The 21021-nt window shown below is 65.1% G+C and carries 20 protein-coding genes and 1 tRNA gene; 6 read left to right on the top strand and 15 right to left on the bottom strand.

Annotated features, from left to right (window positions below; all coding sequences use genetic code 11):
* Nucleotides 1-5 precede the first annotated feature (5 nt).
* The 3 genes from AC6UUM_RS08850 to AC6UUM_RS08840 form a co-directional block, all read right to left on the bottom strand.
* The gene (locus AC6UUM_RS08850) at nt 6-512 is read right to left on the bottom strand and encodes a DUF1993 family protein (RefSeq protein WP_500801920.1); all 507 of its coding nucleotides are present in this window, start codon (nt 510-512) and stop codon (nt 6-8) included.
* Between the two features lie 468 nt (nt 513-980).
* Entirely contained in the window at nt 981-1301 is a 321-nt protein-coding gene (locus AC6UUM_RS08845; RefSeq protein ID WP_500801919.1) for a 2Fe-2S iron-sulfur cluster-binding protein, read from the bottom strand.
* Nucleotides 1302-1312: 11 nt separating this feature from the next.
* Nucleotides 1313-2656, bottom strand: a complete 1344-nt coding sequence (locus AC6UUM_RS08840; RefSeq protein ID WP_500801918.1) for a cytochrome P450 — start codon at nt 2654-2656, stop codon at nt 1313-1315.
* A gap of 162 nt (nt 2657-2818) precedes the next feature.
* Here AC6UUM_RS08840 and AC6UUM_RS08835 point away from each other — a divergent pair, with 162 nt between their 5' ends.
* Nucleotides 2819-3757 (top strand): glutaminase, encoded by a 939-nt coding sequence (locus tag AC6UUM_RS08835; RefSeq protein WP_500801917.1) that lies wholly within the window; start codon nt 2819-2821, stop codon nt 3755-3757.
* Nucleotides 3758-3762: 5 nt separating this feature from the next.
* On the opposite strand, the gene AC6UUM_RS08830 is transcribed toward AC6UUM_RS08835, so the two are convergent.
* The 5 genes from AC6UUM_RS08830 to proS form a co-directional block, all read right to left on the bottom strand.
* Nucleotides 3763-4779: an amidohydrolase family protein gene (locus AC6UUM_RS08830; RefSeq protein WP_500801916.1), complete on the bottom strand. Its 1017-nt coding sequence runs from the start codon at nt 4777-4779 to the stop codon at nt 3763-3765.
* A gap of 7 nt (nt 4780-4786) precedes the next feature.
* Nucleotides 4787-8287: a DNA polymerase III subunit alpha gene (gene dnaE / locus AC6UUM_RS08825; protein WP_500801915.1), complete on the bottom strand. Its 3501-nt coding sequence runs from the start codon at nt 8285-8287 to the stop codon at nt 4787-4789.
* Between the two features lie 87 nt (nt 8288-8374).
* Nucleotides 8375-9055, bottom strand: a complete 681-nt coding sequence (locus AC6UUM_RS08820; RefSeq protein ID WP_500801914.1) for an ABC transporter ATP-binding protein — start codon at nt 9053-9055, stop codon at nt 8375-8377.
* Nucleotides 9048-10295 (bottom strand): lipoprotein-releasing ABC transporter permease subunit, encoded by a 1248-nt coding sequence (locus tag AC6UUM_RS08815; protein ID WP_500801913.1) that lies wholly within the window; start codon nt 10293-10295, stop codon nt 9048-9050. Before AC6UUM_RS08815 ends, AC6UUM_RS08820 begins: the two co-directional genes overlap by 8 nt.
* 136 nt (nt 10296-10431) lie before the next feature.
* Nucleotides 10432-11745: a proline--tRNA ligase gene (gene proS, locus AC6UUM_RS08810; RefSeq protein WP_500801912.1), complete on the bottom strand. Its 1314-nt coding sequence runs from the start codon at nt 11743-11745 to the stop codon at nt 10432-10434.
* Between proS and AC6UUM_RS08805 the strand changes: the two genes are divergently transcribed.
* The 4 genes from AC6UUM_RS08805 (at nt 11723) to AC6UUM_RS08790 (ending at nt 15714) form a co-directional block, all read left to right on the top strand.
* Nucleotides 11723-12145: a hypothetical protein gene (locus tag AC6UUM_RS08805; RefSeq protein ID WP_500804998.1), complete on the top strand. Its 423-nt coding sequence runs from the start codon at nt 11723-11725 to the stop codon at nt 12143-12145. The two genes, proS and AC6UUM_RS08805, sit on opposite strands and share 23 nt — an antisense overlap.
* Nucleotides 12146-12203: 58 nt before the next feature.
* A complete protein-coding gene (locus tag AC6UUM_RS08800) occupies nt 12204-12986 on the top strand; it encodes an enoyl-CoA hydratase-related protein (RefSeq protein ID WP_500801911.1) in 783 nt (260 codons plus the stop codon).
* Between the two features lie 89 nt (nt 12987-13075).
* A complete protein-coding gene (locus AC6UUM_RS08795) occupies nt 13076-14650 on the top strand; it encodes an OFA family MFS transporter (protein ID WP_500801910.1) in 1575 nt (524 codons plus the stop codon).
* Between the two features lie 383 nt (nt 14651-15033).
* On the top strand, nt 15034-15714 hold the full coding sequence (locus AC6UUM_RS08790; protein ID WP_500801909.1) for an MOSC domain-containing protein: 681 nt from the start codon (nt 15034-15036) through the stop codon (nt 15712-15714).
* On the opposite strand, the gene AC6UUM_RS08785 is transcribed toward AC6UUM_RS08790, so the two are convergent.
* The 5 genes from AC6UUM_RS08785 to trxB all read right to left on the bottom strand — a co-directional run bounded on the left by AC6UUM_RS08785 (nt 15638) and on the right by trxB (nt 19181).
* A complete protein-coding gene (locus AC6UUM_RS08785) occupies nt 15638-16687 on the bottom strand; it encodes a lysylphosphatidylglycerol synthase domain-containing protein (protein ID WP_500801908.1) in 1050 nt (349 codons plus the stop codon). The genes AC6UUM_RS08790 and AC6UUM_RS08785 overlap by 77 nt on opposite strands.
* An 18-nt stretch (nt 16688-16705) precedes the next feature.
* Nucleotides 16706-16778: transfer RNA gene (locus AC6UUM_RS08780), tRNA-Ile, on the bottom strand.
* A gap of 369 nt (nt 16779-17147) precedes the next feature.
* Complete coding sequence (locus tag AC6UUM_RS08775) at nt 17148-18059, bottom strand: LysR family transcriptional regulator (protein WP_500801907.1); 912 nt, start codon at nt 18057-18059, stop codon at nt 17148-17150.
* On the bottom strand, nt 18056-18226 hold the full coding sequence (locus tag AC6UUM_RS08770; RefSeq protein WP_500801906.1) for a hypothetical protein: 171 nt from the start codon (nt 18224-18226) through the stop codon (nt 18056-18058). Before AC6UUM_RS08770 ends, AC6UUM_RS08775 begins: the two co-directional genes overlap by 4 nt.
* A gap of 4 nt (nt 18227-18230) precedes the next feature.
* Nucleotides 18231-19181 carry a thioredoxin-disulfide reductase gene (gene trxB, locus AC6UUM_RS08765; RefSeq protein WP_500801905.1) on the bottom strand — a complete coding sequence of 317 codons (951 nt, stop codon included), beginning with the start codon at nt 19179-19181 and terminating at the stop codon, nt 18231-18233.
* Between the two features lie 193 nt (nt 19182-19374).
* On the opposite strand from trxB, the gene AC6UUM_RS08760 reads away from it, so the two are divergent.
* The gene (locus AC6UUM_RS08760) at nt 19375-19854 is read left to right on the top strand and encodes an Lrp/AsnC family transcriptional regulator (RefSeq protein ID WP_353198531.1); all 480 of its coding nucleotides are present in this window, start codon (nt 19375-19377) and stop codon (nt 19852-19854) included.
* On the opposite strand, the gene AC6UUM_RS08755 is transcribed toward AC6UUM_RS08760, so the two are convergent.
* Nucleotides 19828-20484, bottom strand: coding sequence for a rhomboid family intramembrane serine protease (locus tag AC6UUM_RS08755; RefSeq protein WP_500801904.1), 657 nt, complete (start codon nt 20482-20484; stop codon nt 19828-19830). The genes AC6UUM_RS08760 and AC6UUM_RS08755 overlap by 27 nt on opposite strands.
* Entirely contained in the window at nt 20471-20950 is a 480-nt protein-coding gene (gene greA, locus AC6UUM_RS08750) for a transcription elongation factor GreA (RefSeq protein WP_500801903.1), read from the bottom strand. The genes AC6UUM_RS08755 and greA overlap by 14 nt, the downstream gene beginning before the upstream one ends.
* Between the last annotated feature and the right edge of the window lie 71 nt (nt 20951-21021).

Below are 21021 nucleotides of genomic sequence, written 5' to 3'. Positions count from 1 at the left end.
CATGGTCACACCGCCATTCTGGGCCGGCCCAGATAATCCTTCTTGCCCAGCGCCACGCCCTTGCTGCGGAAAATCCCATAGAGCGTCGAGGCGTGGAAATAGAAGTTGGGTTGGGCAAAGCTCAGCAGGAAATCCTCTGATCTGAACGGCATCCGCCGTTCGCCAAACACGAATGCGGTGTCGCCGCCGATGAAGCCTTCCATCTCCGCCTCGGTCACCGCCGCCAGCGCTGCATCGGCTTCGGTCAGCATGGCCGTGAAGCTGGCATAGTCCGCATTCGGCATGGCAAAACCGCCGCCGGGGCTGAACTGGCCGGTACGCATCGCCGCGATGGCGCCGGCACTGTGCCCCGCCACGCTCTGCACCTGAAACGCCAGCGGGAACATGTCGGGCGCCAGCTTCGCGCCGAGATCGGCAAAGCCGGCGGCCTCAGCCTTGGCCAGTACGCCGAGGCAGCCGCCGATGACCTGGCGGCAGGACGGCACGAAGGCGGCGTGGAGTGAAATGGGCATGGTTGGGTTCCCCGGTTGATGTTGCCGGGTTGTGGCGCGATTGCCGCGGCTGCGCAACAGGCACCAACGGCTGCCCTCCCGGTTGCGGGAGGGGTTGGGGGTGGAGACGTGCCGCAAGGGGCCACGCCGAAACTAAAAGCCATCTGCCAAGCAGCCGCTCGCCTTCCCACCCACCCGCTCACCTTGAGCTTGTCGGAGGGTCGTGGCGGCACAAGCGCGTTCGCCGGCCAGGGAACGGCCGGCGGCAAAGCCGCCGAGTCCGTTTGTCTTGTGTCAAGAAGGCGAAGGAAGGCAGGGAAGGAAAAGCGTGGCGGACCCACAATGCCTGCCCCGGACTTGATCCGGGGTCGGACGAGTCAAAAAGGGCGGCCTGTTGGGGCCGCCCTTTTCGCTCGCCGTCCGATCTTGCCGGAGTCGGCAAATAGCTCCGCTATTTGCGCGCCCGGCTGCGATGCGCCCGCACTGCGATCAATGTTGGGATGAAGGCATATGCACTTCCATCCCGTCCATCGCCGCGCTCGCCTTGATCTGGCAGGCCAGCCGGCTGTTCGGCTTGGCGGTGTCCGCCAGCTCGATCATGGCGTCTTCCGTGTCCGAACGCGCGCCGGTCACGGCTTCCCATTCCGAAGGGATATAGCAGTGGCAGGTGGCGCAGGCGGCGTTGCCGCCGCAATCGCCATCAATGCCCGGCACATTGTTCTGCAACGCGCCTTCCATCAGGTTTTCACCTTCGGGCACGTCGATGGCGTGGCGAGCACCATTGTGCTCGACATAGATGATCTTGACCATGTGTCCCCCAATCAGGCCGGAATGCGGACCATCAGCGATTTGTAACCCTTCACGAAGGCGCTGGGCACCCGCTCCGGCTCACCGATCACTTCGATCGTGTCAAAACGCTTCAGAATCTCTTCCCACAGGATCTTCAGTTGCAGTTCCGCCAGGCGGTTGCCGACGCAGCGGTGGATGCCGAAACCGAACGACATATGCTGCCGGGCGCGCGGCCGATCGATGATGAAGTCATCCGGATTCTCGATCACCCGCTCGTCGCGGTTGGCCGAGGCATACCACATCACCACCTTGTCGCCCTTGTGGATCAATTGCCCGCCCAGCACCGTATCCTGCAGCGCCGTGCGGCGCATATGGGCCAGCGGCGTCTGGAAACGGATGATCTCCGAAACCATGTTTTCCACCAGCGCCGGATTGGCGCGCAGCTTGGCGTATTCGCCCGGATTCTTGTTGAGGAAATACAGGCCGCCGGTGATCGAATTGCGGGTGGTGTCGTTGCCGCCGACAATCAGCAGCACAAGATTGCCCATGAATTCCATCGGCGGCATGTTCCGCGTGGCCGGGTTGTGCGCCAGCATGGAGACCAGATCGCCGGTCGGCTCGGCATTCACCCGCTCGTTCCACAGCATGGTGAATTCCTGCAACATGCCCAGCAGGATGCCCTGCCGCTCTTCCTTGCCGGGGTTGCCCGGCAGTTCCGGATCAGAGGTGGACACATCCGACCAATAGGTCAGCATGCGGCGGCGTTCCTGCGGCCAGCCGAACAGCGTCGCCAGCATGCGGCTGGTCAATTCGATCGAGACCAGATCGACCCAGTCAAACACTTCACCGCGCGGCAGGCTGTCCAGCACTTCGCAGGTGCGGCTGCGGATCAGCTCTTCATAGCTGGCCAGGTTGGTGCCCGACACGATCGGGTTCACGGCCTTGCGCTGCACGTCATGCTTGGGCGGGTCCATCGCGATGAACATCGGCATGATGAAATCCGGGTCCATATCGAACAGCGTGATGCCGCCCAGATGCGCATCGGAACTGAACAGCTGGTGGTTGGTATCCACCGCCATCACGTCATTCCAGCGCGTCACGTTCCAGAAACCGCGGTGGCGATTGGTGTTGACGCTTGTGAAGAACACTGGCGCTTCATCGCGCAGTCGCTTGAAATAGACGCGGTTGGTATCCGTTTCCCACCACAGCGGATCGGCGATATCCACCTCTTCCAGCGGCGCCGAGTTCAGATAGGCTTCCAGCGTCGCGGTTTCGTGGTTCGGCAGATCGGGCCGGTCGCGCGGCGGCAGCGGCCAGCTGACACTGCCCTGCGGCAGAGATTGCGTCACCCGTGTGTCTTTCAGTTGCGTGGCCATATACTCTCCCCTGGGCCGCAGCCCGGTTAATTGTCTGACTCTGGGCCCCTCATTTACGGACATACACTACGCAAACTGCTGTTGCCACCCGAAAATGCGGATTCGTCTTACGCATTTGCGTGCGTGGCCTGTGCAACGCATAACGACCGCAATTGGGAGAGCATGATGCCCGATCTGGAAACGCTGGTGGCCGAGATCACCGCCGAAATGACCGCTGCCCCGGTACGCGGCAAGGTGGCGGACTATATCCCCGAACTGGCCAAGGTTTCGCCCGACCATTTCGGCATGGTGGTGATCACCGCCGATGGCCGCGAAGTGGCGGGCGGCGATGCCGATGTGCCCTTCTCCATCCAGTCCGTCTCCAAGCTCTTTTCCCTGGTCGAAGCACTCAGCCGCGATGCGGATCGGGTGTGGGCGCGGGTGGGGCGCGAGCCATCGGGCAGCGCCTTCAACTCCATCGTGCAGCTGGAAGCCGAAGGCGGCCGCCCGCGCAACCCCTTCATCAACGCCGGCGCCATCGCGGTGACCGATCTGGTGGCGGCCGGCGAGGACAGCCGCGCCGGCATCGGCGCCATATTGCGGCTGGTGCGATCGCTCGCCGGCGACGACGACATCGCCATCGACGGCGCCGTCGCCTATTCCGAAGCCGCCACCGGCCACCGCAACGCCGCACTGGCGCATTTCATGAAGGCGCACGGCACCATCGACGGCCCGGTCGAAACGACGCTCTCCACCTATTTTCACCAATGCGCCATCGCCATGAGTTGCCGGCAACTCGCCCGCGCCGGCCGCTTCCTGATGAACGGCGGCATCGATCCCACCACTGGCCGCTGCATCGTCAGCCCGGAGCGCAACCGCCGCATCAACGCGCTGATGCTCAGCTGCGGCCATTATGATGCGAGCGGCGAATTCGCCTTCCAGGTCGGCCTGCCGGCAAAATCCGGCGTCGGCGGCGGCATCCTCGCCATCGCGCCCGGCCGCGCCAGTATCGCGGTGTGGTCGCCCGGCCTGTCGCCGCAGGGCAATTCACTGCTGGGCACTGCGGCGCTGGAACGGCTGGCGCACGGCATGGGCTGGAGCGTGTTCAACCCGGATTGCTAGTCGCGCTACATGGCCTGGTGCTTGGCCTGTGTCGCGGCATCCAGCCGCAAGAAGCGCGCGGCATTGTCATAGAAAATCGCGCGCTTCTGTTCCGGGCTGAGGAACGGCGCCGCCTCGATTACGGCAATGGCCCGCGCGATGGTTTCGGGCCACACCATCTGATCGGAACCAAACATGATGCGATTGCCAAAGCCGGCATCCACCAGCGCCTGCAGATACCGGTAAAACGCCGGCCGGGGCTGTGTGTAGGCGATCACGCCGACATCCACATACACCTGCGGATGCGCATAAAGCAGCGCCAGCGTATCATCCAGCAGCGGGAAGCCGGCGTGCATGACGTTCACCCGCAATTTCGGGTGGCGCAGGAGCACCTCTTCCAGCAGCAACGGACTGCTCAGCCGCGCGCGATAGCCGGACTCGGGGAAATAGGCGACACCTGGCGGCCCCGGCCCCATGTGGATGGCCACCGGCACTTCGGCTGCTTCGGCTGCTGTCCACAACGGATCAAGTTTCGGGGAATCCACCGAAATCCCGTCATACTGAAATCCCAGCTCGCCGATCACCACCAGTTGCCCGGCCGCCTTGGCCGCCACCAATTCGGCGGTTAGCGTCTTCACGTCGGCCAGATCGGACATCGCCGGTTCCAGTGACGGCAACACGCGCTGCGGCGCAGCTTGGACCCAGGTCTGCACCCGCTTCATGGGGCCGGTCACCACGCCGATCACATTGTGCGCCTCCATCACTGCCAAGGTGCGGGTGCGCAGTTCATCATCGGTGGTAGGCGACCACACCGGATCCTTGCACGCCGGCTGCTTGAATGTACCGACGAAACGCTCGATCCACGGCCCTTTCTGGTCCCATAGCGGCATGGGATTGAGCGGCGTGCACATGGCCAGCGGTGGCGGCCCCTGATCATCGGCGGCCAGCGCGTGTACGTGCATATCGATGATCGGCGGCCGCGCGACCACGGACGCCGGCCAAGCCAACAGCAACATCGCCAATCCGGCCACTGCACGCATCATCTTCCCCCTACCCCACCAGCGCCAGATGCGGCGGATCGAGCGCTTCCTGTTCCACCCGGTCCGGCCCCAACGCACGCGCCAGCGCGGCTTCCAGATCGGCATCGATCAGCCAGCGCCGGCCCAGCACCAGCCGCGCCGTGCCTGCCGCGGTCGCCACCTGCGCCACCAGTTCGCCGCGGCCCTGCGCTGGATGGCGCTCCAGCACGCCCAGCATTGCCGCAACCTCGTGCGCCTGTTCCAGTTGCACCACGAGCCGGCCGCGCGTGCGCTTGGCCAACTCGCTCAGCGGCTGGAAACTGCGCAACGTCAGCCGCGGCACGTCATCGGCATCGCGCCACTGCAATTCCACCGTCAGCAACAGCGCCGGCGCGTCGTTCAGCATCGCCTCGATGCGCTCCTGCAGTTCCTCCTCCCACAGGCTGACCACATATTGGCCGGAACGGTCGGAGAAAGTGAGCATCTGGTACCGGCGATTGCTGGCCTGGGTGGTGCGCCAGCGCCGTTCCTCCAGCCGCCCGGCCATCATCACGTTGCGCTTGCCGCCGCCCTGTGGCGCCGGAGTCGCCAGCGCATCGGCATGGGTGATCACCTTGTTGGCGACCAGCACATTGGCAAAGGCATCCACCGGGTGGCCCGAAAAGAAAAACCCGAACGATTCCTGTTCGTGCGCCATGCGCTGCGCTTCGGTCCAGGCCTGGGCCGGCACCATCAACACCAGCCGAGCATGATCATCGCCGGCGCTTTCGCCGAACAGCGCTGCCTGGGCTGATTCGCGTTCCTGCGCCGCGGCATTGGCGCTGGCCATCACGGCTTCGGCCAGCATGTGTACGCCGCCGCGATTGGCGTGCAGCACATCGAATGCGCCGCCGCCGATCAGGCTTTCCAACTGGCGCTTGTTCAGGCCCTTGGGGTCAACGCGGCGCGCGAAATCGGCAAGATCGCGATAGGGGCCATTGGCGACCCGCTCGGACACCAGCGCCTCCATTGCCTTGCGGCCGACACCCTTCAGGCCGGCCAGCGCGTAACGCACGGCCCCGTCTTGCACGGTAAAGTCCGCCGCCGAGGCATTCAGGCACGGCGGCAGCACCGCCACGTCGCCACGCCGCGCATCATCGACAAACGCCGCCAACCGGTCGCTGTTGTCGAGATCATATTCCATCGACGCCGCGTAAAACACCGCGCGGTGATGCGTCTTCAACCAGGCGGTGTGGTAGGAAATCACCGCATAGGCCGCCGCGTGGCTCTTGTTGAAGCCATAGTTGGCGAATTTCAGGATCAGATCGAAGATCGCGTCGGACGTCGCCGGGTCGATGCCATTGGCGGCCGCGCCTTGCGCAAAACGCGCCTTTTGCGCCACCATTTCGGCATGGATCTTCTTGCCCATGGCGCGGCGCAGCAGATCGGCTTCGCCCAGGCTGTAGCCGGCCAGCTCGCGCGCCAAGCTCATCACCTGTTCCTGGTAGACGATGATGCCATAGGTTTCCCGAAGCGTGTTTTCCATCGCCGGGTGCAGCAAGGTCACCTTCTCGCGCCCGGCCTTTCGCGCCGCAAAGCTGGGGATATTGTCCATCGGGCCGGGGCGGAACAGGGCGCCGAGCGCGACGATATCGGCGAAGCAATCGGGCCGCACCTGCGTGAGCGCGCGGCGCATGCCTTCCGATTCAAACTGGAACACGCCGACCGTGTCGCCTTCGGCAATCAATTTGTACACCGCCGGATCATCAGTGGGCAGCGTCGCCCAATCGACATCGATACCCTGCTCGGCCAGCATGCGTGCGGCGCGATCGAGCACCGACAATGTCTTGAGGCCAAGGAAGTCGAACTTGACGAGGCCAGCCTTTTCCGCGGCCTTCATTTCGAACATTGTCACCGGCATGTCCGATCGCGGATCGCGGTACAGCGGCACCAGTTGTTGCAGCGGTCGATCGCCGATCACCACGCCGGCAGCATGGGTGGAGCTGTGGCGCGGCAGGCCCTCCAACCGCAGTGCGATATCGACCAGCGCCTTGATCTTGGGGTCGCGCTCAACCTCGGCGATGAATTGCGGTTCGCCCGGCTGCTTGTTGCCATCCTTGTCGCGCCCGAGGCCCAGCGCGCGATCGAGCGTCCACGGATCGGCCGGCGCGTTGGGCACCAATTTGGCCAGCCGGTCGGTCTGGCCATAGGGGATCTGCAAGACGCGGCCGACGTCTTTCAACACGGCGCGCGCTTTCATCTTCCCGAAGGTGATGATCTGCGCCACGCGATCCTTGCCATACCGCGCCTGCACATAATCAATGACTTCTCCGCGCCGCGTTTCGCAGAAATCGATATCGAAATCCGGCATCGAGACGCGATCGGGATTGAGGAAGCGTTCGAACAGCAGGCCATGCGCCAGCGGATCGAGATCGGTGATGGTGAGCGCCCAGGCCACCACCGAACCGGCGCCGGAGCCGCGCCCCGGCCCGACCGGAATGCCTTGCGCCTTCGCCCATTTGATGAAGTCGGCCACGATCAGGAAATAGGCGGCAAAGCCCATGTTGATGATGACATCCAGCTCGAACGCCAGCTGCTTGTCATGGGCGGCCCGCGCCTCCCCGCTGTGGCCCAGCAGTGCCAGCCGGGCATCGAGGCCGGTCCGGGCGGCCTCGCGCAGCGCCTCATCCTCGCCGCCAGCGGCCAGGCGCGGCAGGATCGGCTTGCGGCTGGGCGCCAGCACGGCGCAGCGCTGCGCCACAACGATGGTATTGGCGATGGCTTCGGGCAGATCGGCGAACAGCGTGTGCCATTCTCGGGCGGATTTCAGCCAGTGTTCGGGATTGGATTTGCGCCGATCCTCGGCCTCGACATAGGCGCTGTCGGCGATGCACAGCAGCACATCATGCGCGGCGTGCATGTCGGCGGTAAGGAATTTCACCGGCGCAGTGGCCACGATCGGCAGATGCCGCGCCGCTGCCAGCCGCAGCAGGCCGGCCTCGCTGCGCAGCTCGATGGGGTCGTTGCTGCGCGAAATCTCGATATAGAGCCGGCCAGGAAACAGCGCTTGGAGGCTGTCCGCCATCGCATCGGCCGACTGCCCATCGGCCAGCAGCCGCGCCAATGCGCCATCGGCGCCGCCGGTCAGGCAGATCAGGCCATCGGTGCGGCCGGCCAGTGTTTCCATCCGCAACACCGGATCGCCGGCGGATTCGGATTCCAGATGCGCGTCGGACACCAGGGCGATCAGATTGGTGTAGCCCGCCTCGTCTTGCGCAAACAGCACCAGCCAATCGACCGTGGCGCGGCCCAGGGGCGTCGCCGATCCCGGTCTTTCGACGGGCAGCATCGCGCCAATCAGCGGCTGGACACCGGCATCCTTGGCAGCGGCCGAAAAATCCATGGCGGCAAACATGTTGGCACGATCGGCCAGGCCGATGGCGGGAAACCCGCCGACGCGCGCCGATTTGGCCAGCTGCTCGGGCTGGATGGCGCCCTCCAGCATCGAAAAGGCGCTGTGGCAACGAAGAGGAACGAATCCGGCGTGCGGCATCGGGCTACCATGGCCGGCGTGGGCGGCGGGGGAAAGGGTGCAGGGTGAGTTATCCACCACCGATTGTGGCTGGACGAACGCCAACCACTATAATGCTATCAACCGCCCTTCGTGCAGCGTCAGCACCCGATCCATCCGCCGCGCCAGCGCCAGATTGTGCGTCGCCACCAGGGCCGCCGCCCCCTGCCCGCGCACCAGATCGAGAAACGCCGCCAGCACCAGCGCGGCCGTCGCCTCATCCAGATTGCCGGTCGGTTCATCGGCCAGCACCAGCGCCGGGCGATTGGCCAGCGCGCGCGCCACCGCGACCCGCTGCTGCTCCCCGCCCGACAATTGCGCCGGCTTGTGGGTCAGCCGCGCGCCGAGGCCCAGCGCGGTCAGCAATTCATCGGCACGTGCCGTGGCCGAACGCGCCGGCACGCCGGCCACCATTTGCGCCAGCATGACATTTTCGCGCGCGGTGAAATCGGGCAGCAGATGGTGGAATTGATAGACGAACCCCAGCCGCTGCCGCCGCACCCGCGTGCGCCCCAGATCGTCGAGGCTGCCGACGTCCTCGCCGCAAATCCGGATGCGCCCGGAAAAGCCGCCCTCCAGCAGGCCGACCGCCTGCAACAACGTCGATTTGCCCGAACCGGACGGCCCCAGCAGCGCGACGATCTCGCCGGGCGCCACGGCCAGGTCCACGCCGGTCAGCACATCGATGCGCGCGCCCGCCTGCTCGAAACTCTTGGCAAGACCAATGGTTTGCAGCACCGCTTCACTCATAGCGCAGCACCGTGACCGGATCGGTGGAGGCCGCTTTCCACGCCGGATACAGCGTCGCCAGCAGCGACAGCGCCAAGGTGAGCAGCACGATGCCGAGCACCTCCATCGGATCGGTCTTCGCCGGCAACAAGGTAAGATAGCGCACCGACGGGTCCCAGATATCAGTGCCAGTCAGCCGCGAGACGCCATCGACGATGCCCTGGCGAAAATGTAGCAGGCCAAAGCCCAGCACCAGCCCGGCCGCCACCCCGGCGGCGCCTATGCTGGTGCCCACCATCACGAACACCCGCATCACCGCGGCACGGCTGGCGCCCATCGTGCGCAATATCGCAATGTCGCGGGTTTTCGCCCGCACCAGCATGATCAATGAACTCAAGATGTTGAACACCGCCACGACGATGATGATGGAAAGCACCCAGAACATCACCGTCTGTTCCACCACCAGCGCCGAAAACAGTGCCGAATTGCTGGCCTGCCAATCATTCACCACCGCGATGCCGGCGAGTTTCTGCTTCAGCGGATCGAGGATCCGCCCCACCTGATCGGGATCGTCCGTCACCACCTCGATCATACCGACCGCATCATCGAGCCGCATCAGCGTCTGCGCGTCTTCCAGCGGCATGATGACAAACGCCTTGTCATAATCATAGACACCGACTTCGAACACCGCCGCCACCGTATAGGCGACGATGCGCGGTACGGTGCCGAACGGCGTCGATTGTCCGGCCGGGTTGATCAGCGAAATCTGCTCGCCCACCCGCACGCCCAATTGTTCGGCCAGGCGCGCGCCGATCGCCACGGTGTTGCTGCCCACCCGCATCGCGCTCAGGCTGCCGCCGGTGATGTTGCTGGCGATGGTCGCGTTGGCGCGCAGATCGTTGAGCCGCAGCCCGCGCACCACCACGCCTTCGACGCGCCCGCCATAGCTGCCCATCAACGGCTGCTCGATCATCGGCACGGCGCTGGTCACGCCGGGCAAGGCCTTGGCGTCGGCCAGCACCTGCGGCCAGCCGTCCAGCCGACCGCCATAGCCCTGCACCACGGCATGGCCGTTCAGCCCGAGGATGCGATCGAACAATTCGGCACGGAACCCGTTCATCACGCTCATCACCGCGATCAGGGCCGCGACGCCCAGCGCCACGGCGACCAGGCTGATCCCGGCGACGAGGAAGATGAAGCCTTCGCCCTTGCCCGGCAGCAGATAGCGCCGGGTGATCATGCGTTCGTAGGCGGTGATCATTCTGCGCCTTGCCCCTCTCCCGGGCCGGCTTCGCCGTCTCTCGACCTCTCCCCAGCGGGTAGAGGTGAACAATCACCTCTCCCCGCTGGGGAGAGGTCGACTCGCGCGAAGCGCGGCGGGAGAGGGGTAGGTGCCCTCAAACCACCCGCCCCACAACCGCTTCGATCGGCACTTCCACCCGCTCGCCGGTCGCGCGGCGCTTCAGTTCGACAATGCCGGCGGCCAGGCCCTTCGGCCCGACAATCACCTGCCACGGCAGCCCGATCAGATCGGCCGTCGCGAATTTCGCCCCGCCGCGCTCATCACGGTCATCATAGAGCACATCAACGCCGGCCGCGGTGAATTGCGCATAAAGCTTGTCACACGCCGCCGCGCAGGCGCCATCATCGGCGCGCAGGTTGATCAGGGCGACACGGAACGGCGCCACGGCATCGGGCCAGACGATGCCGGCCTCGTCATGACAGGCCTCAATGATGGAGCCGACCAGGCGTGATACGCCGATGCCGTAGCTGCCCATCAACGGCGTGACCGGCTGGCCATCCTTGCCCTGCACGCTCACGCCCAATGGCGCCGTATATTTGTCCCCGAAGTAAAATAATTGCCCGACCTCGATGCCCTTGGATTGCTGCAACGCCGCGCCGCAGGCCGCCTCGGCAGCGAGATCGCGCTTTTCGTCGGTCGCGGCATAATCGGCGTTCAGGCCATCGATGAACCCGGCCAGCGCCGTTGCATCATCGGGATCGACTCCGGACGTGTCGCGCGGTTTCAGCCAATTCTCGTGATAAAACACATCGCTCTCGCCGGTTGGGGCCAGCACGATGAATTCATGGGACAGATCGCCGCCGATCGGCCCGGTATCGGCTTGCATCGGAATGGCGTTGAGGCCCATGGTCGCAAAGGTGCGCAGATAGGCCACGAACATGCGGTTATAGCTGTGCAGCGCACCAGCATAGTCGGCGTCAAAGCTGTACGCGTCCTTCATCAGAAACTCGCGACCGCGCAGCACGCCAAAGCGCGGCCGCACCTCATCGCGGAACTTCCACTGGATCTGGTAAAGATTGCGCGGCAGGTCGCGATAGCTCTTGGCGCCATTCTGGAAGATGGCGGTGAACAATTCCTCGGCCGTGGGGCTGAACAGCATTTCGCGATCGTGGCGATCGGTAATGCGCAGCATTTCCGGGCCGTAGGCATCATAACGCCCGGATTGCCGCCACAGATCGGCGCCCTGGATGGTGGGCATCAGCACTTCGATGGCGCCGGCACGGTCCTGCTCCTGCCGCACGATGCGTTCGATATTGGCCAGCACGCGCTTGCCCATCGGCAGCCAGGCATAGATGCCCGCCGCTGTCTGCCGCACCATTGCGGCGCGCAGCATCAGCTGGTGGGAAATCACCTGGGCTTCGCCGGGGGTTTCCTTCAGGACGGGCATGAAAAATCTGGACAGGCGCACGTTTCTTCTTTCGGCAATCGCGGATGAACGCGGCCTTAGCATTTCTGGCCCGGCCGGCAACAGCATCGGCACCGATCAACCGCGGCCAAACTGTGGCGTTCCCGCCACAGTGCACGATTTCGTTACCTGCAATGATTCTGCCCGCCTGACAGCGCAAAAGAATCGGCATATCAAGTGCAACAGGATGACGGCCTGTAAGGGTCGGTGTCCGGGGAGAAAGGCGAAAGTCGTTTTCCACCGCCGCGCGCCGATCGCAAGATCGCAGCTGCGCGCGCTGGCCGGGGCAGATGGGGGCATTTGGCTCCGGCCGGCGCTGGGCGGTGGAAACTGGTTCCGTCTCGTCACGGAAGGCCCGGCCAGGCAACTGGCCGGGCCTTTTCGTTTTGGCCCCCGGATTTGATGAGGCCGCCCAAGCCAAGGCGCCGTGCAAAAGTCTCCGCCAAAGGGAGGCTGCAACCATGAGCTATGATCACATCACGGTGGAACGCGACGGCAAGATATTGATCGTCACCATCAACCGCCCCGAACGCATGAACGCCCTGCACCCGCCAGCCAATGCCGAGCTGGACAGCGTGTTCAACGGCTTTTCCGCCGATCCTGACCTGTGGGTGGCGATCATCACCGGTGCCGGCGATCGCGCCTTTTCCGCCGGCAATGATCTCAGATGGCAAGCCGAAGGCAATGCCATCACCGTCCCGCCATCGGGCTTTGGCGGGCTGACCACGCGCTGGGATCTCGACAAGCCGGTGATCGCCGCCGTGAACGGCGTCGCCATGGGCGGCGGTTTCGAAGTGGCGCTGGCGGCCGACATCATCCTGGCGTCGGACAATGCCAGCTTTGCCCTGCCCGAACCCAAGGTCGGCCTGGCCGCGCTGGCCGGCGGGCTGCATCGCTTGCCGCGCGCCATCGGCGTGTCGCGCGCCATGGCGATGATCCTCACCGCCCGCACGGTTTCGGCGACCGAAGGCAGATCGCTCGGCTTCGTCCATGATGTAGTGCCGGCCGCCGATCTGCTGGCGACGGCGCGCGCGCTGGCCGCCGCCATGTGCGAACTCTCACCGCTCAGCTTGCGCGCCTCGAAACAGGCCGTGCTGAAAGGCCTGGAGGCCCCTTCCCTGCGCGCGGCTTACGAAGGCCAGGGCGCGTTTCCGGCCGTGCAGGCGCTGTTCCGCAGCGAGGATCTGCGTGAGGGGCCATTGGCGTTCGCGCAGAAGCGCAAGCCGGTGTGGCAGGGCAAATGAACTCACCTCTCCCCAGCGGGGAGAGGTGACAATCGCCGCGCTGCTCCTCCACTTGAAGGGGAGGTGCAATTGGGGCAGCGCATTACGCAATGGCACCGACAAACCCATCCCACTTCCAAACCCCCGCGCCTGCTGGCCATGATCGCTGGCTGGTGCCGCCGTGTGCGCCGGCCATCCATTTGTGCATCGGCATGGCCTATGGCTTTTCGGTATTCTGGCTGCCGCTCACCCACGCCATCGGAATCACTGAAAGTGTGGCATGTGACGGCCTGACGCTTGGCGGCGCGCTGGTCACCACCGCCTGCGACTGGCGAGTGAGCGATCTCGTCTGGGTCTACACGTTGTTCTTCGTGGTGCTCGGCGCATCGGCGGCGCTGTTCGGCGGCTGGGTCGAACGCGTCGGGCCGCGGCGGGCCGGCCTGGTCGCCGCCGCCTGCTGGGGCGGCGGTATGGCGATTGGTGCCGTCGGCGTACAGCTGCATCAATTGTGGCTGCTGTGGCTGGGCGCCGGGGTGATCGGCGGCATTGGCCTTGGCATTGGTTACATCACCCCGGTTTCGACGCTGATCAAATGGTTCCCCGATCGCCGCGGCCTGGCGACCGGCATGGCGAACATGGGCTTTGGCGGCGGTGCCATGGTCGGCAGCCCGGCGGCGGACCGCTTGATGAACGCTTTCGCCGGGCCGGACAGCGTCGGCGCCGCGCCGGCGATGCTGGTGCTGGCCACAATCTATGCGCTGGTCATGGCGGCCGGCGCGCTCGGCTTCCGCTTGCCGGCGCCGGGCTGGGCGCCGCCGGGCAAGACGATACGCGCCGCCGGCGGGCGTTATGTGGCGCTGGCCGATGCCCACCGCACCCCGCAATTCTGGCTGGTGTGGGCGGTGCTGCTGCTCAATGTCTCGGCGTCGATCGGCATCATCGGGCTGGCGTCGCCGATGGTGCAGGAAATGTTCGGCGGGCGGCTGTTTGGCGAAGCCGGCGTGCGGTTCGGCGATTTCACGGAAAGCCAGAAAACCGCCGCTGCCGCCGCCGGCGCCGGCTTTGTCGGCTTGATCAGCCTGTTCAACATCGCCGGCCGCTTTTTCTGGGCCAGCCTGTCGGATCGCATCGGCCGCAAGGCGATGTATGCCGCCATCCTGGCGCTGGGCGCGGCCTGTTACGGCCTGGCGCTGCCCGGGATATCGTCGTCAGCGTCGCTGCCGCTGTTCCTGGCCGGCTTTGCGTTGGTGGCTTCGATGTATGGCGGCGGCTTTGCTGCGGTGCCGGCGTGGCTGGCCGATCTGTTCGGGACAGCAAACGTGGGCGCAATTCACGGCCGCCTGCTCACCGCCTGGTCCACCGCCGGGGTGCTGGGGCCGCTGCTGGTCGCCTATGCCCGCGATACTGGTTTGGCTGCCGGGGTTGCGCGCGAAGACGTGTATGCGCCTATCTATTTGTTGATGGCGGCGATGCTGGCGCTGGGGCTGGTGGCAGCGCTGCTGGTGCGCCCGGTGGCGGCACACTGGTGGCGGGATGCGCCCGAAACTGGTATGGTGATGCCGGCAGCAGCGGCCGTGCCAGCGCCGGCCCGCTGGGGGCTGCGGGTGGCCGCATGGAGCGCCATGCTGCTGCCGCTCGGCTGGGGAGCATGGTTTACGGTGCAGAAGGTGCTGACGTTGCTGTAAAAAATCCTCCCCTTTCAGGGGAGGTGGCAGCCGAAGGCGAAGCCTGCCCCGGCGCAGGCCGGGGGAGGGGTGGCGCGCGTTGAAACAATCAGCACCCCTGCCCCGGAAGGCGCCACCCCTGCGCCTCGCGGCGCTTGGCACCTCCCCTTGGTGGGGAGGATCAATGGCCGTAGGGTGGCGCCGCCCCAACGCAAAGGGGGCCGCCCGTTGCCAGGCAGCCCCCACATTGTCATCCGGTCGCAAAAGGCCGGTGTCTGGTGTTCAGAACGCCACAACCTTGACTGTGGCCACCAGCGCGTTTGCGCCAATGATGAAGCAATGAGACACTGGATCACCTCCTTTCAGCTTGTTGAGCAGGAATTACAGCTTCAGGGATAACGGCCATGATCGCAAGTGGAATAATCGCGCAGCTGCGCATCGGCCGGCCGCAGCCGCTGGCTGGGGCGCCCTACCCTTCTGCCTATCGCCGCCAGCCAGTGGACGGCCGTGTCGCAGTGCACGAACTGGGCCTCGCCGGCGATCAGGTCGGCAACACGCACGTCCATGGCGGCCCGGAAAAAGCCGTCTATGCCTATCCGCTGTCGGGCTATGCCAAGTGGGCGGCCGAGTTTCCGGCCATTGCCGAGCGCTTCGTGGCGGGCGCGATGGGCGAGAATCTGGTGGTCGATGGCCTTGATGAAGCGGCGATGTGCCTGGGCGATGTTGTGCGTTGCGGCACCGCCACCTTGCAGATTGCGCAGATCCGCGAGCCGTGCAGCACCTTTGCCATCGCGCTCGGCACCAAGTCCGTGGTGAAGGCGATGGCGAAATCCGGGCGCTGTGGCTGGTATTTCCGCGTGCTGGAACCGGGCGCCGTGGCCGCCGGGGATGGGCATGACGTGATCGATCGGCCCAACCCGGCCTGGCCGATCAGCCGCTTCACGCCGATTGCCGCCAGCAAGGCGGGCCGTGTGGAAGAGCTTGCCGAACTGGCGGTGTTGCCCGGCCTCAGTGGCTATTGGCGGGCGAAACTGGCGCAGCGCCTTGTTGAGCAGAAGGTGTCTGAGCAGCGCGGGCAGCTCTGAGTGCGCGAAACTCCAGGATCGCCACCAAGGTGGCGCCCAGCGTGAACGGGATGAAGGTGTAGAGGATGCGGAACAGCGCCACCGCCGCCAGCACGCCGGCCTTTTCGGCATCCGGCATCAGGCCAACGACGACCAGTTCGAACACGCCAAGGCCGCCCGGCGCATGCGCCAACGCGCCGGAGACCATGGCAACGGCATAGATCACCAGAAACGTCAGCAGATCGGGCACGCCGGCCACCGGCAGCAGCAGGATGTAGAGCGCGCCGCCGGCCAGGGCGAGATCAAGCGTGCCGATGGCAATCTGTTGCAGCGTCTGCTTGCCGCCGGGCAAGGCGAAGCGATAGCGCCACAGCTTGAACTCGTGCTTCCACAGGCTGGTCAACACCGTATAGGCCGCCACGCCGCCGAGCAGCAGGGCGCCGGTCCATTCCTCGGCCTGCGGCGGCATCCAGGCGCGGATCGGCGCGGCCAGATCGGGCGACACGATCAGGCCGACCCCGGCCACGAAGATGATACCCAACCAGAAGGTCCAGCCGCACAGCAGGATGATCATGGCAATATCGGCCGGCCGCACGCCGACACGTGTATAGATGCGATAGCGGACGGTGCCGCCGGTCAGCACGGTCACGCCCAGCGTGTGGCTGATGGTGAAGCTGGCGAAGCTGGCGGCGGCCAGGGTGGGCCAACCGATGTTGTAACCCAGATGACGGGTGGCAAACCAATCGTAACCGACCAGCACCACATAAGACAGGGCGGTGGAAATGGCCGCAAAGACAATCAGATGCGCTGGCGTTGCCTGGATTTCGGCGATCACCTGCGCCATCGTGACCTGCCCGGCGATCTTGTTCAGCCCCCAGGCCGCCAAGCCGAGCACGACCAGGCCCAGCGCGGCACCGGCCCAGCTTTTCCAGTTGGCGCGGGGGCGCTGGTCCTGTGCTGCACCAACTGCTTCGTCCGCCGATACGCCCAACATCTGTCCTTCCAACACCGGTGGGCCCGGAGGGATTCGAACCCCCAACCTAGCCGTTATGAGCGGCCAGCTCTAACCGTTGAGCTACAGGCCCCGACCCGGGACGTTCGCGGTTAGCCGATGGAGGCTGATTTGGGAAGGCCGGCCCGTCGCAGCGAGATGGCGCGTGGTCGCAGGGGCAAAGAAAAGGGCCGGATGCCTGTTCGGCACCCGGCCCTTCAATATGGCCCGGAAGGCGCCGGGGGGGGAGGAGGCGCGGTCCGGGCTGGCGGCTGCCCACATCGGGGGAGGGAGAGGCAGCCAGCCTGCCGGGGCGCTGCAAGGAGGGGAGAGCAGCAGACCCGGCGTTGCCACTATCGCGGCGACCCACCCTAAGTAGACGCTGGGAGATTATATTGCAGTGCACAAAACTGCGGTGCAGCCATGCAGCCAGTGCATAGCCAAAGGGGGCGACATGATGTCGCTACATGTCCAGCGCAGCGTTGGTCATCCGCGCCAGCAGGAAATCACGCAGCGCGGCGATCCGCAAACTGCGTCGCAGTTCAATGGGATAGGTGAAAAAAGTGCGGAACAGCGGGCCTTCCACCTGCGGCAGCACCAGCCTGACCCGGCCGGATGAGCGGATCAGATAGGTCGGCAAGGCGGCGATGCCAGCCCCTGCCTCCACCGCCTGCAACACGCCGTGGCTGTTGTTGATGGTCAGCGCGGCGGCGCGGGGATGGCCTTCGTGGCCGAGTTCGAGAATCCAGTTGATGCCCTTCAGATAGTCGGGCGCGGCATCGCCATAGGCAATCAACCGGTGATGATCGAGATCGGCCACGGTCTGCGGCTCGCCGTGGCGGGCGATATAGTCGGGGCTGGCGACCAGGTGATGGCGGATTTCGGCGAGCGGGCGCTGCATCAGTTCGGACTGGAACGGCCGGTGGAAGCGGATGGCCACATCAGCCTCACGCTTGGCCAGATCGAGATCGGCATCGGTGAGCATCAGATGCACGCTGATATCAGGATAAAGATCGAGGAAATCCCCAAGCTGGCGCGCCAGCCAGGTCGAGCCGAAGGAGACGGTGGTGGTGAGGCGGATGGCGCCGGTGGGGCGATCGCGGCTGGCATCGATGGCTTGCGCCGCCTTGTCGATGCGTTCGTGCATGTCGGCCGTCGCGGCGCGCAGCTGTTCGCCCTCATGGGTCATGGCAAGGCCGCGGGCGTGGCGGTGAAACAATTTGGCACCAAGGCTTTCCTCCAGCGCCGCCACCTGGCGCGACAAGGCTGGTTGGCTCATGTGCAGGCGGCGCGCGGCTTCGGTGAAGCTGCCGGCTTCGGCGACCGTATCGAACAGCCGCAGTTTTTCCCAATCAAGGCCCATGGCGGACTTCACCCCCTCCTGCCGTGCGACGCCAGTGCCAGCAGCCCACCGCTGATCACGATGCAACCGATCAAGCCAGCAACGATCTTCATCAGCAGCCCCGCGTGGCCGAACATCACACCCAGCACGCCCAGCAGCACGATGGGCGCAAGGAACCAGCGCAGGAAGGTGCCGATCACCGCATCATCCGTGCGCCAGAAACCGCTCCGCTTCCAGCGCGGCCATGCAACCCATGCCGGCCGCCGTCACCGCCTGGCGATAGAGTTTGTCCTTCACATCGCCGGCGGCAAACACGCCGGGGACGCTGGTCGCGGTGCTGTCGGGCGCAGTGATCACATAGCCTTCATCGTCCATCGTGACCTGCCCCACAAACAGCGCGGTGGCCGGCACGTGCCCGATGGCAACGAACAGGCCATCGACCGGCAGTTGCCGCGTGCTGCCGTCGCGCGTGTCAGCCAGCGTGATCGCCTCCACCTTCAACGGCATGTCGGTGCCGTGCACATCGGCGACTTCGCTGTACCAGTGCGTTTCGACCTTGGGATTCTCCAGCAGCCGGGCCTGGTTCGTCTTGTCGGCGCGCAATTCGCCGCGGCGGTGGATCAGATGCACCTGCGAAGCGAACTTGGTGAGGAACAGCGCCTCTTCCACCGCCGTGTTGCCGCCGCCGACCACCGCAACCGTCTTGCCGCGGAAGAAGAAGCCGTCGCAGGTGGCGCAGGCCGACACGCCAAAGCCGCGATAGCGCGTCTCGCCCGGCAGCCCCAGCCAGCGTGCCTGGGCACCGGTGGCAATCACAAGCGTGTCCGCCGTCCAAGCCTGGCCACTGTCGGTCTGCACTGCAAACGGCCGCTTCGAAAGGTCAACGCTGGTGACGATATCGGTGATGATCTCCGCGCCGGCATGCCGCGCCTGCGCCTCCATGCGCAGCATCAGATCAGGCCCGAGCACCATGGTGTCGCCCGGCCAGTTTTCCACTTCGGTGGTGATGGTCAACTGCCCGCCCGGTTGCAGGCCCTGCAGCAACACCGGCGCCAGCAGCGCGCGGGCGCCATAAACGGCGGCCGTATAGCCGGCAGGGCCGGAACCGATGATCAGCATCTTGGTATGGCGCAGGGGCGTGGTGGCGGCAGTCATTCAACCGAATCTCCGAAAGGGCGCGAGTGCGCGCGCCGCGTGACACCCTGACTTAACCGGATTTGCCAGCATTTCCAGCCCGGCCAGAGGGTACCGGCCCTGCTTGCCGAATCAGGCCGGGAACCAGCCTGCATCTTGCGCGTTCGTGAAATAATGTTATCAATATCGGGCTGCAAAGCTTGGAGTATTGCTCTTGGTCCACCGCTCGCGTCTGCCGATCGACGATATCGACCGGGTGATCCTGCGCCACCTGCAGGCCGAAGGCCGGGTCACGAATGTCGATCTGGCCACCCGCGCCGGGTTGACTGCACCGCCCTGCCTGCGCCGGGTGCGGGCGCTCGAAGAAGGCGGCGTCATCCGCGGCTATCATGCCGATCTCGATTCGGTGGCACTGGGCTATGGCATCACCGTGTTCGCCATGGTCAGCCTGAAAAGCCAGGCCGAAGCCGATCTGCGCGCCTTTGAAGACCATATCGCCGCCCTGCCCCAGGTGCGCGAATGCCATATGCTGAATGGCGAGATCGATTTCATCCTGAAAGTGGTCGCCCATGATCTGCAGGAATTCCAGAAGTTCCTGACCAGCGAGCTGACGCCGGCGCCCAACGTCGAAAGCGTCAAGACCAGTTTCGTGATCCGCACATCGTTGTCACGGCCGGGCGTTCCGGTAGATTGACAGCGGCCCGGCAAACACTGGCAACGCCAACAGCAACCCCGCGATGAAGCCGCCGATATGGCCGGCGATCGCCAGTTGAAACCCCGGCCCGTTCATCACCAGCCCCGCGAGCAACTGGAAGGCAATCCACGCTGCCGCCAGCCCCAGTCCGCGCAGCCAGGGGCCCTGATTGCCGCCCCCGCCCAACATCGCCTGTGCGCCGATCAGGGCCGAAATCGCCCCGGAGGCACCAACCGTAGGCACCATGCTCATCGGATGCAGGGCCCATTCCGCCAGCGCCGAGGCCAGCCCGCCGACCAGATACAGCAGCCCCAGCCGCCGCGCCCCCGCGATGGGCTCCAACAGATTGCCCATGGCCAACAACATGATCATGTTCATCGCCAGATGCAGCCAGCCGCCATGCAGGAACAAGTGGGTGACCAGGCTGACCAGCGCCGGCAGCAGCGCCGCGTTGCCATCCAACGCCATGCTCAGGCGCAGCGGCACCAGGCCATAATGCAGCAACACATATTGGTTGAGCACCGGCCCGGCCAGAAACAAGGCCACCGCCACCGCCACATTGGCCAGCAGCAACGCGCGGGTCAGATACGGTTCCCCGCGCGCCGAAACGCCAGGTTCAGATGAATTCAACGCGGTCGATCTGGTAATATTTGTCGCCCGACGGCGTGTGGACTTCCACCTCGTCGCCGACCAGGCGGCCGATCAACGCCTTGCCCAGCGGCGAGGAAAAACTGATCCGCGACGATTTCACATCGGCTTCATGCTGGCCGACGATCTGATAGGTCACCGGTTTGTCGTCTTCGTCTTGCAGATGCACGGTGGCGCCAAACACCACCTTGTTGCCGGAAAGCGTCTTGGGATCGATCACGATGGCGCGCGCCAGCATGTCTTCCAATTCGATCACCTGGGCTTCAATCTGGCCCTGACGTTCCTTGGCGGCGTGATATTCGGCATTTTCCGAAAGATCGCCGTGGGCGCGCGCTTCCTCGATGGCTTGCACCACCGCCGGCCGCTCCACTTCCTTCAGCTGCTTCAGCTGCACCAACAGGGACTGGTGTCCGGTTGGCAGCATCGGCACCTTTTCCAACGTCGCCATGGCTTTTGTCACATCCTGCAAATCGGTTCAAAACGCTGCCCGCACCTGCTGATGCAGATCCGGCAGAGCAA

The sequence above is a fragment of the Sandarakinorhabdus sp. genome (genome assembly GCF_987265915.1).
This window is presented reverse-complemented; position numbering and strand designations above follow the sequence as displayed.

Bases quoted from the DNA above. Each gene is read 5' to 3' on its own strand.
- AC6UUM_RS08800 (WP_500801911.1), top strand. From the start codon at position 12,204: ATGAGCTATGATCACATCACGGTGGAACGCGACGGCAAGATATTGATC.
- AC6UUM_RS08785 (WP_500801908.1), bottom strand. From the start codon at position 16,687: ATGTTGGGCGTATCGGCGGACGAAGCAGTTGGTGCAGCACAGGACCAG.
- AC6UUM_RS08850 (WP_500801920.1), bottom strand. From the start codon at position 512: ATGCCCATTTCACTCCACGCCGCCTTCGTGCCGTCCTGCCGCCAGGTC.
- AC6UUM_RS08840 (WP_500801918.1), bottom strand. From the start codon at position 2,656: ATGGCCACGCAACTGAAAGACACACGGGTGACGCAATCTCTGCCGCAG.
- AC6UUM_RS08815 (WP_500801913.1), bottom strand. From the start codon at position 10,295: ATGATCACCGCCTACGAACGCATGATCACCCGGCGCTATCTGCTGCCG.
- greA (WP_500801903.1), bottom strand. From the start codon at position 20,950: ATGGCGACGTTGGAAAAGGTGCCGATGCTGCCAACCGGACACCAGTCC.
- dnaE (WP_500801915.1), bottom strand. From the start codon at position 8,287: ATGCCGCACGCCGGATTCGTTCCTCTTCGTTGCCACAGCGCCTTTTCG.
- AC6UUM_RS08830 (WP_500801916.1), bottom strand. From the start codon at position 4,779: ATGATGCGTGCAGTGGCCGGATTGGCGATGTTGCTGTTGGCTTGGCCG.
- trxB (WP_500801905.1), bottom strand. From the start codon at position 19,181: ATGACTGCCGCCACCACGCCCCTGCGCCATACCAAGATGCTGATCATC.
- AC6UUM_RS08790 (WP_500801909.1), top strand. From the start codon at position 15,034: ATGATCGCAAGTGGAATAATCGCGCAGCTGCGCATCGGCCGGCCGCAG.
- AC6UUM_RS08845 (WP_500801919.1), bottom strand. From the start codon at position 1,301: ATGGTCAAGATCATCTATGTCGAGCACAATGGTGCTCGCCACGCCATC.
- AC6UUM_RS08835 (WP_500801917.1), top strand. From the start codon at position 2,819: ATGATGCCCGATCTGGAAACGCTGGTGGCCGAGATCACCGCCGAAATG.
- AC6UUM_RS08820 (WP_500801914.1), bottom strand. From the start codon at position 9,055: ATGAGTGAAGCGGTGCTGCAAACCATTGGTCTTGCCAAGAGTTTCGAG.
- AC6UUM_RS08805 (WP_500804998.1), top strand. From the start codon at position 11,723: ATGAAAAATCTGGACAGGCGCACGTTTCTTCTTTCGGCAATCGCGGAT.
- AC6UUM_RS08795 (WP_500801910.1), top strand. From the start codon at position 13,076: ATGGCACCGACAAACCCATCCCACTTCCAAACCCCCGCGCCTGCTGGC.